This is a genomic window from Pseudomonas sp. PDM02, from assembly GCF_014852285.1.
Taxonomy (GTDB): Bacteria; Pseudomonadota; Gammaproteobacteria; order Pseudomonadales; family Pseudomonadaceae; genus Aquipseudomonas; species Aquipseudomonas migulae.
Window position 1 is genome coordinate 1 of record NZ_JACVBL010000005.1, and the last position, 15,491, is coordinate 15,491.

Below are 15,491 nucleotides of genomic sequence, written 5' to 3' on the forward strand. Positions count from 1 at the left end.
GCGATATAAGCCATTTTTTGATGCATCGCTACAACTGGATTCGGCCTCATCAATTCAACGATGGGTTGGCACCAGCGCGGGCCGAGGAAAAACTTAACGTCGTGTCCGGGATTAGTTGACCACTACACACCCCCCGTCAGGCAGTTTCCTTAGGTTCAGCTCTTTTGCCAGCAAGTAGGCCTGGTGGTTCACGTTCTTTGCCGTGCGTGAAGGCAACTTCAAGAAAGCGTCGTTGATTGGCTGATAAATCTCCAGCCAAGAGACGCGCTTCTGCGTGAAATTCAGCAATTTGTAGCAGCTTCGCCTTTCGTTTTTTTAGGCTCATGCATACCTCGTCTATCGAACAGATCAAGACGAAGAGCATAGGGGCGCGGGTTCGGGGAATAAATCAGTCCTGGGATCTGCTTTTTGTAGGACCGTGCCGAGATAGATGAAGGACATCGGCGAAAGAGAGTGGATGGTCTTGCGAGGTGAAGATTGCTGCTTATGATCGAGCTGAATGCAGCCGTAGGAGGCGTGAATGAACACGAGTGGAATGCGCCCGATTCATCCTGGTGAAATTCTCAGTGAGGAGTTTTTGAAGCCGCTGGGTATGACAACCGAAGCTTTGGCTCGCTCGCTGAATGAGACGGAGGCGGAAATAGGCGATGTTGTGAGTCAGCAGGCCGGTGTCAGTGCTGGTCTGGCGAAGAAGTTATCCATCCAGTTGAACACCACGCCCGAATTCTGGCTGAATCTGCAATCGAGCTTCGATTTGCGTACAGCCCAGATCGAGCGTGGTTGACGTCAAGTGTTCAAAGCGATTGCAGCATCCTCGAAGCTCGCTTCCACCACGGCGTATTCACGGCGCATTGGTGTGGTTCGTGATCAACCAGCATCTGCGGAACATCCTGCAACCGAATCCACGGCTGGTTATTCCAGTGCAGCAAACTCAGCGACATTTCCGGCCAGTTCAGCAGGCTCAGGATGGGGCGTTCGGTTGAGGTGGGTTGTTCTGCGTCTCTGAGGGCTGGCACTACGTCGTGGGTTAGCCATTCGCGCAGGGCTCGGTGTTCGGGGCAGTAGTGGTAGATCAGTAAGGCGTAGACGCCGGATTCGCTGATCAGCAGGGCATCTTCGATGCTGCCGTGGATGAGCATTCGCGCGGATTGACGTTGGTCGGGGTCGAGTTTTCGGACGGCGCGGTCGTCGAGGTGGAGGCGCAGGAAGCGGCCGAGGTCGCGGGCGCTGAACCAGGGTTGGTTTTCGAGGAGGAGGGCGTGGAGGTGGAGTTTGTGGCGGGTGAAGACGTGGGGGATCAGATAAGCATCATCGCTATTCATTGATACAGCTCCTCTTGCTAAAAGGGCTGCCCGCAATCGTCGCCAAACAATTGGGTGGCAGTTGTACGCGGGTTGGCGAACCGGAGCAAAAGGAACCCGGCAGACCCGAAGGCCTCCCACGCACAACCGCCATGACTTGTGTCGATGGTCGTCATGCTCCTTAAGCTTCCAGGTCGCCAAACCCAGTGCTGAACATTCAGCATTGGGCGAGCTTAGGAACCGGGGCATTGCGACGCAATCGGACGGCGGTGGTTTTGTTGTAGGACGTTGCCGGGATTTTTGCGGGGCTGAAGATCAAATGATCGCAGCCTGCGGCAGCTCCTACAGATGAATCTGAAGGTCGTTCCGACCTTCAATCGCGAGCAGGCTCGCTCCCACAGTGGATCGGGTTTCAAAGTGGGATTTGCGGGGTTACTCGGTTGGGGGGTTGAGCTTTGCTTCCAGCTCGGCAACCTTCGCTTCCAGGCTTTCCAAGCGTGCCCGCGTGCGTGCCAGCACGACCATCTGGCTATCAAACTCTTCCCGGCTCACCAGGTCCAGTTTGCTGAAGCCGCTCTGCAGCAACGCCTTGAACTGGCTTTCGATTTCGCTTTTCGGCAGTGGGGTGTCGCCGCTGAAGAGGCGGGAGGCTGTGCCGGTCAAGGCGTCGAGGAAATCTTTGGGCGCGAGCATGGGAAAGGTCCTGGAAACAATGGCGGGCAGTGTATCACGCAGTGTCTATAGTCAATCCCGACCGCAGGGATGCACGCTTTTCGCGCATGCGGACGGACGGTGCCGCACCGTTGTTGTGCGTAACGCGTCCGGTGTTGCAGCGATGTGGTGGGCATCTACGGCCAAGAGCTTGAAAACTGAGGGTTTTGTGGAGATGGCAAGCTTTCTGCTTAGACGGTAGTGACCCATGCACTGATGCAGTCGATGTGACGAATGCAGTGCGCCAAGCGAAACGGGGGAAGAGTTTCGTGCGGAGCGGTTAGCTGGCGTCGGACGGGCAGGTAAGGCCGACGATGCGTTACAAAGCCAGGCACTGCGCTTAGACTTGAGCCGGGTTTGTTTTCCTGGGGCAAGTCCACCAATTCGGGAGAGAGTTTTCATGAAGCTAGTCACTGCCATCATCAAGCCGTTCAAGTTGGACGACGTGCGCGAATCGCTGTCCGAGATCGGCGTGCAGGGCATTACCGTTACCGAAGTCAAAGGCTTCGGACGGCAGAAGGGTCACACCGAGCTGTATCGCGGCGCGGAATACGTGGTCGATTTCCTGCCCAAGGTGAAGATCGATGTCGCCATTGACGACAAGGATCTTGATCGGGTTATCGAGGCGATAACCAAGGCAGCCAACACCGGCAAGATCGGTGACGGCAAGATCTTCGTGGTCAATCTGGAACAGGCGATTCGCATCCGTACCGGCGAAACCGATACCGACGCGATTTAAGCCGCCACAAACCCCAACGCCCCAGGAGAAAACAATATGACTCTGCGTAAATTCGCAGGGCTAGGAGCCCTGTTGTCCCTCGTAATGCCCAGCCTGGCCATGGCGGCAGACGAAGTGGCGGCCCCAGTCCTCAATTCCGGCGATACCGCCTGGATGCTGACCTCGACGGCCCTCGTGCTGTTCATGACCATTCCCGGCCTCGCGCTGTTCTACGGCGGCATGGTTCGCTCCAAAAACATTCTTTCCGTGATGATGCAGTGCTTTGCCATTACCGGTCTGATCAGCGTCCTGTGGGTCATTTATGGCTACAGCATCGCGTTCGACACCACCGGCATGGAACAGGGCGTCGTCAACTTCAACTCCTTCTTCGGCGGCATGGGCAAGGCTTTCCTCGCTGGTGTCACCCCCGCCAGCCTGACGGGTCCTGCGGCGTTGTTCCCTGAGGCGGTGTTCATCACCTTCCAGATGACGTTCGCCATCATCACCCCGGCGCTGATCGTCGGTGCCTTCGCTGAGCGGATGAAGTTCTCCGCGATGCTGATCTTCATGGGCATCTGGTTCACTCTGGTTTATGCACCGATCGCGCACATGGTCTGGTCCGGCAACGGCGGCCTGATGTGGGACTGGGGCGTGCTCGATTTCGCTGGCGGCACCGTGGTGCACATCAACGCCGGTGTGGCCGGTCTGGTGGCGTGCATCGTGCTCGGCAAGCGCAAAGGCTTCCCGACCACCCCGATGGCCCCGCACAACCTCGGTTACACCCTGATGGGCGCGGCCATGCTGTGGGTTGGCTGGTTCGGCTTCAACGCCGGTTCCGCCGCAGCGGCCAACGGCACTGCTGGCATGGCGATGCTGGTTACCCAGATCGCAACCGCCGCCGCCGCACTGGGCTGGATGTTTGCCGAGTGGGTCACCCACGGCAAGCCAAGTGCACTGGGTATCGCCTCTGGTGTGGTCGCCGGTCTGGTTGCAATCACCCCGGCCGCTGGCACCGTGGGCCCGATGGGCGCGCTGGTGATCGGTCTGGCAGCGGGCGTGGTGTGCTTCTTCTGCGCCACCACCCTGAAACGCAAACTCGGTTATGACGATTCCCTGGACGCCTTCGGTGTACACGGTATCGGCGGTATCCTCGGCGCGATCCTGACCGGTGTGTTCGCCGCTCCGTCGCTGGGTGGCTTCGGCACCGTCACCGACATCGCCGCACAAGTCTGGATTCAGTGCAAAGGCGTGGGCTTCACGGTGATCTACACCGCAATCGTCACCTACATCATTCTCAAGGTGCTGGACGCTGTCATGGGTCTGCGTATCACCGAAGAAGAAGAGGCTGTCGGCATCGATCTGGCGCTTCACAACGAACGCGGCTACAACTTGTAAGACGCGCATAAAAAACTTGCCCGGCTTGCCGGGCATTTTTTTGTCTGGAGTTTGTCAGTGTGAGGACTGCTGAAAGGTTTTTTCGTACACGTTTAGTGGTGTTTACGGCGGGCGTTTTTCTGCGGCCAATGGCTTACATGATTGAAGGAATATTAGGGCCTTTGTTTTTTCCCAGAGCGCGCTAGAATGCGCCCCGAACGTGCGGAGAACTGTATGTGGCAACAGACTCTGATTACCCTGCGGGCGAGGCCCCGGGGCTTTCATCTGGTAACGGACGAGTTACTCGCCGGCCTGCCTGAACTCAAGGCGTGTCGGGTCGGTCTGTTGCATTTGTGGCTGCAGCATACCTCGGCGTCGTTGACCATCAACGAGAACGCCGATCCGGCGGTACGTCGCGACTTCGAACGATTTTTCAATCGTCTGATCCCACAAGGAACAGACGGCTATGAGCATAACGACGAAGGCCTGGACGACCTCCCGGCGCACTTCAAGGCCAGCGTGCTTGGCTGTCAGCTCAGTTTGCCGATTTCGGCGGGCCGACTGGCGTTAGGGACCTGGCAAGGCGTTTATCTGGGCGAGCACCGTGATTTTGGCGGTGCCCGTAAAGTCCTCGCCACCGTGCACGGTGAAGAGGCATGAGCCGCTGGTCACCAGCGGTTATTGAATTTTTCCGGCAGCCTTCGACAGAGGGCAAAGCTGGGCTATAACTAATCTGCTTTTCGCAAGTCATGAGGTAGAACATGAGCGACGATGATCTGGAAAACGACGACCTCGAAGTAGGCGACGACGACGAAACCGAAGAAGGTCTGGAAGCAGCGGCGGAAGACGTCGCTGAAGACGACGGCGGTGATGCGCCCGTTCCGACCGCCAAAGGCAAAGCCAAGGCAGCGGTATCGGTCGATGAGCTGCCGAGCGTCGAAGCAAAAAACAAGGAACGCGATGCCTTGGCCAAGGCCATGGAAGAGTTCCTGGCCAAGGGCGGCAAGGTGCAGGAAGTGGAGGCCAACGTGGTCGCCGATCCTCCCAAGAAGCCTGACAACAAGTACGGCAGCCGGCCTATCTAAGCGTCTGCCCTTGCTTGCTGAAAAAGCCCGCCGTCGCTGCGGGCTTTTTCATGGGTGATAGATAGGTGGACCGCGTTATCGTTCTTCGCGGGCAAGCCTCGCTCCTACAGGATTTGTGTCGTTCACATAATTGGCGTGCGACACAAATCCTGTAGGAGCGAGGCTTGCCCGCGAAGGCGGCCTCAAAGGTGCTACGAAATTGAATTCCACCGAGCCAGCAACGCCGGCAGCTCGGTCAGGCTGCGGATTTCTGCGTCCGGCGCTTTCTGCGCCTCCCACAATTTGCCTTGCGGGTTGAACCAGATCGCCCGCAACCCCGCCTGCTGTGCCCCGGCAATGTCATCACCCGGATGGTCGCCGATATGCACCGCCGTCGCGGCCGTTGCGCCGCCACGCTTCAGCGCCTCATGAAACAGGCGTGCGTCCGGTTTGGCGATGCCGATGTCTTCGGCGCACAGCGCAAATTTGAAGTAGTCGGCCAGCCCTAAACGGCGCACATCGGCATTGCCATTGGTGACGACGCCGAGTGCATAGTGTTTGGCCAGCGTCTCCAGTGTCGGTTCGACTTCCGGGAAGATTTCCAGCTGATGCCGGGCATGCAGAAACACTTCAAAACTCTGATCGGCCAGGTCTGACGCCTGTTCATGGCCGTAACCGGCTTCTTCCAGTGCGTGGAAAAGCACCCGGCGACGCAAGGCGCTGATTCGATGCTTGAGGCCCGGTTCGTTGCCCAGAATGCGCTCGCGAATCCCCCACAAATGCTCCACCGGCACCGCGCCCAGATTCGGTGCATGTTCGGTCAGCCATTCACGCAATACGGCTTCGGCGCTGACGATGACCGGGGCGGTATCCCACAAGGTGTCGTCGAGGTCGAAGGTGATCAATTGGATCGTCATGAATCATCGCCCTTAATGCGTTTGGCCCGTGGATGGGCGCTGTCGTAAACCGTCGCCAGATGCTGGAAGTCCAGATGGGTGTAGATCTGGGTGGTCTTGATGTCCGAGTGGCCGAGTAATTCCTGCACCGCGCGCAGGTCCTGCGAGGACTCCAGCAGGTGGCTGGCGAAGGAGTGTCGCAACATGTGTGGGTGCAGGTTTTGCCCCAGTTCACGCTCACCGGCGGCCTTGACCCGCACCTGAATCGCCCGAGGGCCGAGGCGCCGGCCTTGCTGGCTGACAAACACGGCGTCATCCGCCGGGTTGGTCATGGCGCGCAATGGCAGCCACAACTCCAGTGCTTCGCGGGCCTTTTTACCGACCGGCAACAGGCGCGTCTTGCTACCTTTACCGAGCACCTGAACCATGCCGTCGGCCAGGTCCAGTTGATCGAGATTGAGCCCGGTCAGCTCCGAAAGCCGCAAGCCCGAGGAATAGAACAGCTCCAGAATCGCCTGGTCCCGACGCGCCAGAAAGTCATCCTCCACCGCACCTTCAAGCAGTTGCAGCGCACGGTCGGTGTCGAGGGTTTTCGGCAATCGCCGCTCGCCTTTCGGCGGCGCCAGGCCATTGGCTGGATCGTGATCGCAAAGGCCTTCGCGGTTCAGATAATGATAGAGCCCACGCACGGCCGAGAGCAGGCGCGCCAGGCTGCGCGACGATTGACCCTGGGAATGCAGGCGGGCGATCAGGCTGCGCAGGCGCTGGATATCCAGCGCGGCCCAGCTGCCGATGTTCTGTTTGACACAGAAGCCCAGCACTTTGTCGAGGTCGCGGCGGTAGGCGTACAGCGTGTGGGGCGACACCTGCCGCTCACTGCGCAGGTGTTCGCAGTAAGCGTCCAGTTGCCGTTCCACGATCAGCGTACCGAGCGCAGAGAGCTGTTGACCCGTGGCAGCACGCGGCCCATGACTTCGGCGATGTAGCTGAGGAACAGCGTGCCGACCGAGCTTTTGTAGTGCTGCGGATCACGGCTGGCGATGGCCAGGACGCCGAGAATGCCTTGATGGCTGATGGCGACGACGGCGGTCGAGCCGATCTGCTTGCGCTGCTCTTCGCCGAACAGGAAGTCCAGTTCATGCTCGCGCAGGCTGCCGCTGACGCTTTTGTCTTCCGAAAGCAAACCGCCAATGGCCGTCTGCGCGTCGGCGTGGGTCACCCAGCGGCCAACCGGCATCGGGTTGTCGCCCAGCAGGATCAGGCTGACAAAAGGCACCTGAAAGTCCTGACGCAGACTGTCTTCGACGCTGATCACCACATCTTCCAGGCTGGTGGCGTCCATCAGCGCGAGAATCAGGCGGCGGGTCTTGTCGAAGAGACGGTCGTTGTCGCGGGCCACGTCCATCAAGTGCGAGAGGCGATGGCGCAACTCGATATTGCGGTCGCGCAGGATGGTCATCTGGCGCTCGACCAGCGAAATGGTGTCGCCTCGCTGGTGCGGAATGCGCAGGGCCGGGAGCAGTTCTTCGTGCTCGACAAAGAAATCCGGATGAGCCTCCAGGTACGCGGCAATCGCCGCCGCCTCAAGGCTTTCGGAAGGGGATTCGTCGGGCTGTAGGGCGGGAACCTGGGGCTTGTCGGTCATGGGTTTGACTCACTCAAAGACGTACTTGTCCTTCATAAACACGGACTGCCGGGCCGGTCATCAACACCGGTTGGCCAGGGCCTGCCCATTCAATGGACAGACGCCCGCCGGGCAGGTCGATCAATAGCGGCGAATCCATCCACCCCTGGCTGATCGCGGCCACTGCAGCAGCGCAGGCGCCAGTGCCGCAGGCCTGGGTTTCCCCGGCGCCACGTTCCCAGACGCGCAACTGCGCGCGGTTCCGGTCGATGACCTGGAGAAAACCGACATTGACCCGCGCAGGGAAGCGCGGGTGATGTTCGATTTTCGGCCCCAGTTCATGCACCGGTGCGTTGTTGATATCGCTGACCCGCAGCACGGCGTGCGGATTGCCCATCGACACGGCGGCGAGTTCCACCGTGGTGCCGTCGACGTCGAGCGAGTAGCTCGGCGCCTGACTGTCGGCAACGAACGGGATGTCGGCCGGCACCAGGCGCGGTGCGCCCATGTCGACGCTGATCTGGCCGTCACTGCGGATATCCAGCTCGATGATGCCACTTTTGGTTTCGACGCGAATCTGCCGTTTTGCGGTCAGGCGTTTGTCGAGTACGAAGCGGGCGAAACAGCGCGCACCGTTGCCGCACTGTTCCACTTCGGAACCGTCGGAGTTGAAAATCCGATAGCGGAAATCCACGTCCGGGTTACTCGGCGCTTCGACGATCAGCAACTGGTCGAAACCGATGCCGGTGTGCCGATCGCCCCATTGCTTGGCATGCTTGGGCAGGATGTGCGCGTGCTGGCTGACCAGGTCGAGGACCATGAAGTCATTGCCCAGGCCGTGCATCTTGGTAAAACGCAGCAGCATGGTTTTACTCCGGCAGCAGGCTTTCGCCAGCAAACAACTCGGCTACCGTCTCACGGCGACGCACTTCAAATGCCTGATCACCGTCCACCAACACTTCAGCGGCGCGGCCGCGGGTGTTGTAGTTGGAACTCATGACAAACCCGTAGGCACCGGCCGAATGCACAGCCAGCAGGTCGCCTTCTTCGAGGGCCAGCTGACGATCCTTGGCCAGGAAGTCGCCGGTCTCGCAGATCGGCCCGACGATGTCGTAGGCACGAGCGGCGGTGGCGCGAGGGCGCACGGCGGTGACGTCCATCCAGGCCTGGTACAGCGCCGGGCGGATCAGGTCGTTCATGGCCGCGTCGACGATGGCGAAGTCTTTGTGTTCGGTGTGCTTGAGGTATTCGACCTGAGTCAGCAGCACGCCGGCGTTGGCGACAATGAAGCGGCCCGGCTCGAACACCAGCGCCAGGTCACGACCGTCGAGACGCTCGCGCACGGCTTTGATGTAGTCGGCAGCCAATGGCGGCTCTTCATCGCGATAACGCACGCCCAAGCCACCACCGAGATCGATGTGGCGCAGGTAGATGCCGCAATCGCCGAGGCGGTCGACCAGGCCCAGCAGGCGGTCGAGGGCGTCGATGAACGGCGGCAGGGTGGTCAGTTGGGAGCCGATGTGGCAATCGACGCCGACCACTTCCAGGTTCGGCAGCTGCGCGGCACGCACGTACACGTCTTCGGCGTCGGCAATGGCGATGCCGAACTTGTTCTCTTTGAGACCGGTGGAAATGTACGGGTGCGTGCCGGCATCGACGTCCGGGTTCACACGCAGCGAGATCGGTGCGCGAACGCCCAGCTCGGCGGCGACGATTTGCAGGCGTTCCAGTTCATCGGTGGACTCGACGTTGAAGCAGTGCACGCCGACTTCCAGGGCGCGACGCATGTCGTCACGGGTCTTGCCGACACCGGAGAACACGATCTTGTCGGCGCTGCCGCCGGCGGCCAGTACGCGTTCCAGCTCGCCACGGGAGACGATGTCAAAACCGGCGCCCAATCGCGCCAGGACATTCAGCACACCCAGGTTGGAGTTGGCCTTGACCGCGAAGCAGACCAGGTGCGGCATGCCGGCCAGTGCATCGGCATACGCCAGGTACTGGGCTTCGATGTGGGCGCGGGAGTAGACGTAGGTCGGTGTGCCAAAGCGTTCGGCGATGGCGGACAGGGCAACACCTTCCGCGAACAGCTCGCCGTCACGGTAGTTAAAAGCGTCCATGGCGTTCCCTTATTGGTAGACGTCGTGCTTGTGTGCTTTCGACGGCTGCTTTTGCGAGGACTGGGCCTGCTCGGCAGGGTCCTGGGAATCGTCAGGCAGGTACAGCGGACCTTTTTGACCACAGGCCGACAATAAACAAGCAACCGCGACGAGCGCAGCAAAGGAAGAGATCAGGCGCTTCATGGCGAAATCCTTGAAAATGCGTTAATTGCGCCGGAGTATACCGGCCACCCGGCAGCTTGCCTATGCGACCAGGGTCCCGTCCGGCGGGGCTTCGCATGAAGCCGGCTAGCAAGGTGCAATCCCTGTGGGAGCGAGCCTGCTCGCGATGGCGGTGTGTCAGGTGACGATGATGTTGAATGTGCCGGCCTCTTCGCGAGCAGGCTCGCTCCCACAGGTGTACCTAAATCGGCCCTTGGTCGTTATCCTTTGCAATCACCGGGGCTCGCCCGTATCTTGCGGCGCTTGAGCCTGATCAGACACTTTTTGAGGTTGCCGTAATGAGTTTGTCCGAAGCGCGTTTCCACGATCTGGTCGATGCCACCCAGCAAACCCTGGAGGACATCTTTGACGACAGCGACCTGGATATCGATCTGGAGAGCTCGGCCGGTGTGCTCACCGTCAAGTTCGAAAACGGCACTCAGTTGATCTTCAGCCGCCAGGAACCCCTGCGTCAGCTGTGGCTGGCGGCGGTGTCGGGTGGGTTCCACTTCGACTACGACGAAGAGAGCGAGCGCTGGATGTGCGACAAGAGCGAAGAGCAGCTCGGCGAGATGCTTGAGCGCATCGTCCAGCAACAGGCCGGCGCTGAATTCGATTTCGAAGGTCTGTGAGATCGTGACCCAGCCGGCCCCTGTTCGACCACCCAAGCCGCTTTACAGCAATGTCAGCCCGGCGGTGCCTTCGCCGTGCAGCGGTGTGTGTCGGCTGGATGAGCAGAAGGTCTGCCTGGGGTGTTTTCGCCATGTCGAAGACATCCGCGAATGGCGCTCGGCGGATGATGAGCGCCGGCGGGTTATCTGCGCGCAGGCTATACAACGCAAATCCTTGGCTTGATGCACAGACCTGTAGGAGCAGAGCTTGCTCGCGAAGGCGGCGCATCAGTCGATACCCATGTTGGCTGACACGCCGCCTTCGCGAGCAAGCTCTGCTCCTACAGGTTTCATCGGCGTTACCGAAAAATAGGGTCCATCGCGCCCTGCTTGTATATTTTTTGAGCTGTGATAGTGTCCAGAAACGCCTCAACCCATCGAGGCTCGTGAAAACCCCGCCTTTTTCTGGCGGGGTTTTGCTTTTTCTGTGCAGAAGAAAGGAGTCTGCCTCTATCATGACCGCACCTTCCATCACCCTTACTCGTCTGGACGTTCAACGTCTGGAACGCCTGATCGACAGCCTGGACGACACGCTGCCGGGCGTTATCGCGCTGCAAACCGAACTGGATCGCGCCGATACCGTGGTCGGTCACGATGAAGTGCCCGCCGATGTCGTGACCATGAATTCCAGAGTGCATTGCCGCGAAGAAAGCAGCGGCAAGGACTATCACCTGACGTTGGTGTACCCCAAGGATGCCAACGCGGACGAAGGCAAGATCTCCATTCTGGCGCCTGTCGGTAGCGCACTGCTGGGCCTGAAGGTTGGCCAGCACATCGATTGGCCCGCTCCGGGCGGCAAAACCCTCAAGCTGACCCTGCTTGAAGTCGAATCGCAGCCAGCCAATGGCGGCCCCTTCCCGGAATAACTTGCCTCAGACCAGCTCGAGCGCGTCATTCAATGCGCGCTCCAGATCGGCCTTGTAGCGCAGGTACAAATTGCTTGAGCTCTGACCATCACCGAGCAGGCCCGACAGGTCCAGGTCGGTGATGTAGCAGCGATAGCGTTCGGTTTCACGGCGCTGCTCGACGATTTCCCGGGCGACCACACTGAACAGTTGGTCGCCATGCTCCAGCTCTGAAAATTCCCGCTGATTGCAATACAACGTGACTTGCACCTTGCCCGGTGCGGCCTTGCCGACGATCGCCTGCACATCGTAGAACGGCTTGTTGACCGGAGTTTGCGGCGCGAGTCGGGCTTCGACACGGCGCGCTCGTCCGGGACCCGACGGCAGCAGTTGGTAATACAGCGTGTCGAGGCTCAGTGGCTGGGCTGCGTCCATCGGCAGCAAGGCATCGCGCCGGTATTGGATCGATTGCAGGAAGCGTTGCAACGGCACCAGCAGGCTTTGTTCGTCGTGATAGGGCAAGCGCTGCTGCCACAAGGCATTGTACTCATCCAGCACGTACAGATCGGCCTGGTCATCGTGAATCCGGTAGAACACCTGAATGCACTCGGGCTGACCCATGGGCAGAATCAGTGCCAGGTCCTGATCCTCCAGCGCCATTGGGTCCAGGTGCAGCGGGCTGTAGCTCGCCAGCTCTTCGCCGAGGTAGTCGAACAGCGCCGGCAGGGTGGCGAGGGCGACGTGATTGACCTGCCCCGGCACCAATTCCAGCACGTGATAATGCTGCTGGACCTGAATCAGGTAGCGATGATTGAGTTTGCTCAGCAGCAGGTTCTGCGCGGTGTCGATCACTTCCTCGACCCGTTGCGCAATGAACTGCGCGCGGTTGTGGCAGAAACAACGCACCCGCAACTTGGGTTGCTGTGGGCCGTTCGGCAGGTTGTTGAGGTAATCGCGCAGGCAGTCGAGCAGGGCGTGAGGGCCGTCGAAGCGATTGACCGAGACCTCGTTCCAGCTGTTGAGCGTGACCTGATCCAGGGTCAACACCAGGTTCTCGCGGACCCCGGCGTAACTCAGCGAGTCAGTGCGCTCGGTGGTCATCAGAATGTTCAGGTCGCGGTGATGCTTGAGCGGATCGACGCCGACATTCACCAGAATCAGCACCTCGCTCGGCACGCTGGCGCGCAGCAGCGGTTCTTCGGCGACCGTGGGCAGGGGCAGGGCGATGCTCTGTTGCAGGCTGCCGAGCAGGTTGAACAGTTCGAATTCGCTCAGGTCACTGTCGCCGGGATGCAGCGCCAGGCGCGTGCTGCTATCGATCACGCCGTTGCGATGGCACCAGGTCAGCAGTTCCAGCAATTGGCGACTGCGCTTGATCGGTGCGAAATGCTCCCACTCGAGGGCGGTCAGGCTGCCGTTGTACAAGCCCCACTGGGTTTGCCCCGATTCTTTCTTGTCTGGCGCATGCACCAGCGTCAGGGTGTCTTCGGCCAAGTCCGGGGCGATGCCCGGGTTGATGAACTCGACTTTGTCAGCCTTGCGCTCGAACGCTGCGTACAGGCGTCGGCCCAGCACGTTGAGGTCGCGCTTGTTGATCAGGCTGACGGTCTGTTCGCTGCGGGCGAACTCGGTCAGGAAGCGGTAGCTGTAATTCAGTTCGTTGACCAACGCCCGGCGCTCGGAACTGACCTGACGGACTTTCCATTGGCTACGACTATCAAGCAGCGCCAGTTGACGCTGATCCCAATGCCATTCGTGGGCCAGACGTTCAAGCAACGAGCGCTGCCAGCTCTGGGTGCGGCTGCTGCCAGTGAGTTTACGATTGACCTTCAGGTACAGCGCGCGCCGCACCAGCTCCAGGCGCTCCGATTCGCCACGGGCGGTGAGGTATTCCTCGATTCGCCGGTAAACCACGACGTACGGGTCCAGCTCATCGAGGTCGAGCTGGTTGGCGAACACCGCTTGTTTGAAGCGCAGGCTCAGGCATTGAACCCTGGGGTGTTCGCTGGCGTAGACCTCGGTCAGCAACAGCTTGAGCACCGACTTGTAGGGTGACTCGATCCCTTTGAACAACTGCCAGAGCCCGGCACCGATGAACTCGCCGGGCGGGATGTACGCCAGATGCCCCAGGTCCAGGGTTTCGTCGGCACGGATGAAGCGTTTGGACAGCAGCGTGTGGGTGTAGCGGTCGTACGCAGCCTCTTCGTACACCGGCACCAGCCACCAGATGGGCGTGCGGCCAGCCAGCCAGATTGCTGTGCGGTAGAACTCGTCCAGCAGCAGGTAATGCTGGGTGGTGCCGCAGTCTTCCGAACTGAGTTGATTATCCCGCTCGCCGAGCACGAAGCGGGCCGGGTCGATCAGGAAAAAATGCGCCTCGGCACCCTGGCTCGCGGCCCAGGTTTCGAGCAACTGGCATTTTTTACGCAGCTCGTTGAGTTCGCTTTCGCTCAAGTCCGGTGCGTGACAGACCCACACGTCCATGTCGCTTTGATCGGCCTGCGCCAGGGTGCCGAGGCTGCCCATCAGGAACAGGCCGTGAATCGGTCGCGGTGGATTGCTGCCGTGGCGCGGCTTGTATGAAAACGAGCGGGTCAGGCGCTGGGCTTCGGCCAGGGCGTTGGCGTCAGGCTCGAAGTTCGACAGCCCGGCGGGGGTGCTTCCGGAAACGTAACCTGGCAACAGCGGATGATTGACGTGGAAAAACAGCGGCAGCAGGGTCAACACCCCTTGCTGACGGGTCGACAGCCCTTCCATGGCCCGCGCCATGCGGCCCTCGTTGAGCTTTAGAAAACGTGCGCGCAACTGACCGAGAACCTTGCGGTCGATTCCCTCGTCCAGATCGGGGCGGATTTCATGGGTGCGGGTCATGTCAGCTCAAACCGGCTCGCAGGGCTCGGACGTGGAGGATCTCAGGATGAGGGGCAGTTTAGCGCCTCGGCCCCGGGATATTCAGGCTGATTTTGTTTTTTGGCGTCAGATTTCTATCGTTGGGCGACAGTTCGTATCGAAGAGTGCCCGCGGAAATCCCGTAGCGGGGGTTTCCGTGGGCGATACGGTGGGTCAGGCTGTTTCCTGGACGCTCAGAATGGTGAGAACGGTTTGCACACTTTGCGCGGCATCACGACCCAGGCTGGTCAGATAACCGCCATCGGGTTGGTCGATCAGTTCTTTTTCGAACAGGCGTTGAGCGGCAGCTATGGCTTTCGGGGCAGCGGTCTGATGAATTTTCAAACCTTCCTGGGAACTGTCCAGGTTGAAGAGTGCGAGGATTTCCAGTTCGGCAACCAACTCAGGGGTAAGCGACATAAGGACTCCAGACTTTCTAGGAATTGGACGACAGCGCCCCTAAGGTGATCCCACTCGCGCGGCATGTCCAGTGCTCGCGACAGGGTTTTTTCTCTTCGGGAAGCATTCCCCGGCAGCGGGGTGCGTACCAGTGTAGTCAGGGTCTGGGGGAAAGGCCTGGGGATTGTTTGTAGGAGCGAGGCTCGCCCGCGAAGAACGGTAACGCGGTGTTTCAGAGGGACCGCGGTGGAGCTTTCGCGGGCAAGCCTCCCTCCTACGAAGGGCGGGGGATTACTTCTTTTCCGGCGGCAATTCCGGCAAGGCACGCAGTGCCGCTTCGTACCATTCGGTGTTGAACGCGCGGTCTTCTTCGAGGATCGCGTCGATTTCTACCGCTAAAACGTGAGCCATCAGGTTGAGGATTTCCTCACGCTCGTAACCCACCAGGGTCAACTTGTTGAAGGTCGCCTTGGCGGCTGGCGGGTTGTCGCTCTCGATCTGGTTTTCGATCGCTTCGATCAGGGTATTTTCGGTGAATTCTTCTTCGTCGCTATCGATGTCGGTTGGCTCGCTCATGGCAGGCTCCTCAAGTTAAGGCGGGCAGTTTACCTGCATTCAGCGCTGTGATGCTGCTGGCGAGAAACGCCCGGGCGTTCTATAAACAGGCACTGCCAACCCCCG

The 15,491-nt window shown here is 60.0% G+C and carries 20 protein-coding genes; 8 read left to right on the forward strand and 12 right to left on the reverse strand.

The genetic code is table 11. The features are described 5' to 3' along the window. Nucleotides 1–136 precede the first annotated feature (136 nt). Nucleotides 137–325 (reverse strand): hypothetical protein, encoded by a 189-nt coding sequence (locus IB245_RS10045; RefSeq protein WP_192227471.1) that lies wholly within the window; start codon nucleotides 323–325, stop codon nucleotides 137–139. A 195-nt stretch (nucleotides 326–520) separates the two neighbouring features. Here IB245_RS10045 and IB245_RS10050 point away from each other — a divergent pair, with 195 nt between their 5' ends. Further along, nucleotides 521–784 (forward strand): HigA family addiction module antitoxin, encoded by a 264-nt coding sequence (locus IB245_RS10050; RefSeq protein WP_192227472.1) that lies wholly within the window; start codon nucleotides 521–523, stop codon nucleotides 782–784. Between the two features lie 10 nt (nucleotides 785–794). Here IB245_RS10050 and IB245_RS10055 read toward each other — a convergent pair whose 3' ends face one another. Both IB245_RS10055 and IB245_RS10060 read right to left on the reverse strand, forming a co-directional pair. Then, nucleotides 795–1,322 carry a Bro-N domain-containing protein gene (locus IB245_RS10055; protein ID WP_192227473.1) on the reverse strand — a complete coding sequence of 176 codons (528 nt, stop codon included), beginning with the start codon at nucleotides 1,320–1,322 and terminating at the stop codon, nucleotides 795–797. A 411-nt stretch (nucleotides 1,323–1,733) separates the two neighbouring features. Continuing rightward, nucleotides 1,734–1,994: an accessory factor UbiK family protein gene (locus IB245_RS10060; protein ID WP_008030504.1), complete on the reverse strand. Its 261-nt coding sequence runs from the start codon at nucleotides 1,992–1,994 to the stop codon at nucleotides 1,734–1,736. A 418-nt stretch (nucleotides 1,995–2,412) separates the two neighbouring features. Here IB245_RS10060 and glnK point away from each other — a divergent pair, with 418 nt between their 5' ends. From glnK to sutA, 4 genes are all read left to right on the forward strand, one after another. Beyond that, on the forward strand, nucleotides 2,413–2,751 hold the full coding sequence (gene glnK, locus IB245_RS10065; protein ID WP_002555808.1) for a P-II family nitrogen regulator: 339 nt from the start codon (nucleotides 2,413–2,415) through the stop codon (nucleotides 2,749–2,751). Between the two features lie 36 nt (nucleotides 2,752–2,787). Next, the gene (locus IB245_RS10070) at nucleotides 2,788–4,125 is read left to right on the forward strand and encodes an ammonium transporter (RefSeq protein ID WP_008030500.1); all 1,338 of its coding nucleotides are present in this window, start codon (nucleotides 2,788–2,790) and stop codon (nucleotides 4,123–4,125) included. A 213-nt stretch (nucleotides 4,126–4,338) separates the two neighbouring features. Beyond that, nucleotides 4,339–4,764 carry a secondary thiamine-phosphate synthase enzyme YjbQ gene (locus IB245_RS10075; protein WP_008030499.1) on the forward strand — a complete coding sequence of 142 codons (426 nt, stop codon included), beginning with the start codon at nucleotides 4,339–4,341 and terminating at the stop codon, nucleotides 4,762–4,764. 101 nt (nucleotides 4,765–4,865) lie between these two features. Continuing rightward, nucleotides 4,866–5,189, forward strand: a complete 324-nt coding sequence (gene sutA, locus IB245_RS10080; RefSeq protein WP_008030496.1) for a transcriptional regulator SutA — start codon at nucleotides 4,866–4,868, stop codon at nucleotides 5,187–5,189. 191 nt (nucleotides 5,190–5,380) lie between these two features. On the opposite strand, the gene IB245_RS10085 is transcribed toward sutA, so the two are convergent. From IB245_RS10085 to lptM, 6 genes are read right to left on the reverse strand one after another with little or no spacing between them, the layout of a single operon-like run. Then, nucleotides 5,381–6,085, reverse strand: a complete 705-nt coding sequence (locus IB245_RS10085; RefSeq protein WP_192227474.1) for an HAD family hydrolase — start codon at nucleotides 6,083–6,085, stop codon at nucleotides 5,381–5,383. Further along, the gene (gene xerC / locus IB245_RS10090) at nucleotides 6,082–6,981 is read right to left on the reverse strand and encodes a tyrosine recombinase XerC (RefSeq protein ID WP_008040629.1); all 900 of its coding nucleotides are present in this window, start codon (nucleotides 6,979–6,981) and stop codon (nucleotides 6,082–6,084) included. Before xerC ends, IB245_RS10085 begins: the two co-directional genes overlap by 4 nt. A gap of 2 nt (nucleotides 6,982–6,983) precedes the next feature. Next, the gene (locus IB245_RS10095; protein ID WP_008024376.1) at nucleotides 6,984–7,709 is read right to left on the reverse strand and encodes a DUF484 family protein; all 726 of its coding nucleotides are present in this window, start codon (nucleotides 7,707–7,709) and stop codon (nucleotides 6,984–6,986) included. A gap of 13 nt (nucleotides 7,710–7,722) precedes the next feature. Next, nucleotides 7,723–8,553: a diaminopimelate epimerase gene (gene dapF, locus IB245_RS10100; RefSeq protein ID WP_192227475.1), complete on the reverse strand. Its 831-nt coding sequence runs from the start codon at nucleotides 8,551–8,553 to the stop codon at nucleotides 7,723–7,725. A gap of 4 nt (nucleotides 8,554–8,557) precedes the next feature. Then, complete coding sequence (lysA, locus tag IB245_RS10105; protein ID WP_008040631.1) at nucleotides 8,558–9,805, reverse strand: diaminopimelate decarboxylase; 1,248 nt, start codon at nucleotides 9,803–9,805, stop codon at nucleotides 8,558–8,560. A gap of 9 nt (nucleotides 9,806–9,814) precedes the next feature. Next, nucleotides 9,815–9,988: an LPS translocon maturation chaperone LptM gene (gene lptM, locus IB245_RS10110; RefSeq protein WP_008040632.1), complete on the reverse strand. Its 174-nt coding sequence runs from the start codon at nucleotides 9,986–9,988 to the stop codon at nucleotides 9,815–9,817. A 317-nt stretch (nucleotides 9,989–10,305) separates the two neighbouring features. Between lptM and cyaY the strand changes: the two genes are divergently transcribed. The 3 genes from cyaY (at nucleotide 10,306) to rnk (ending at nucleotide 11,543) form a co-directional block, all read left to right on the forward strand. Continuing rightward, on the forward strand, nucleotides 10,306–10,638 hold the full coding sequence (gene cyaY, locus IB245_RS10115) for an iron donor protein CyaY (protein ID WP_008024366.1): 333 nt from the start codon (nucleotides 10,306–10,308) through the stop codon (nucleotides 10,636–10,638). A gap of 4 nt (nucleotides 10,639–10,642) precedes the next feature. Beyond that, complete coding sequence (locus IB245_RS10120; RefSeq protein WP_081500210.1) at nucleotides 10,643–10,861, forward strand: DUF1289 domain-containing protein; 219 nt, start codon at nucleotides 10,643–10,645, stop codon at nucleotides 10,859–10,861. A 271-nt stretch (nucleotides 10,862–11,132) separates the two neighbouring features. Next, a complete protein-coding gene (gene rnk / locus IB245_RS10125) occupies nucleotides 11,133–11,543 on the forward strand; it encodes a nucleoside diphosphate kinase regulator (RefSeq protein WP_008024364.1) in 411 nt (136 codons plus the stop codon). 6 nt (nucleotides 11,544–11,549) lie between these two features. On the opposite strand, the gene IB245_RS10130 is transcribed toward rnk, so the two are convergent. The 3 genes from IB245_RS10130 to IB245_RS10140 all read right to left on the reverse strand — a co-directional run bounded on the left by IB245_RS10130 (nucleotide 11,550) and on the right by IB245_RS10140 (nucleotide 15,386). After that, complete coding sequence (locus IB245_RS10130; protein WP_192227476.1) at nucleotides 11,550–14,393, reverse strand: class I adenylate cyclase; 2,844 nt, start codon at nucleotides 14,391–14,393, stop codon at nucleotides 11,550–11,552. A gap of 192 nt (nucleotides 14,394–14,585) precedes the next feature. After that, the gene (locus IB245_RS10135) at nucleotides 14,586–14,831 is read right to left on the reverse strand and encodes a TIGR02647 family protein (protein ID WP_008024358.1); all 246 of its coding nucleotides are present in this window, start codon (nucleotides 14,829–14,831) and stop codon (nucleotides 14,586–14,588) included. A gap of 270 nt (nucleotides 14,832–15,101) precedes the next feature. Further along, a complete protein-coding gene (locus IB245_RS10140; RefSeq protein ID WP_008024357.1) occupies nucleotides 15,102–15,386 on the reverse strand; it encodes a hypothetical protein in 285 nt (94 codons plus the stop codon). Between the last annotated feature and the right edge of the window lie 105 nt (nucleotides 15,387–15,491).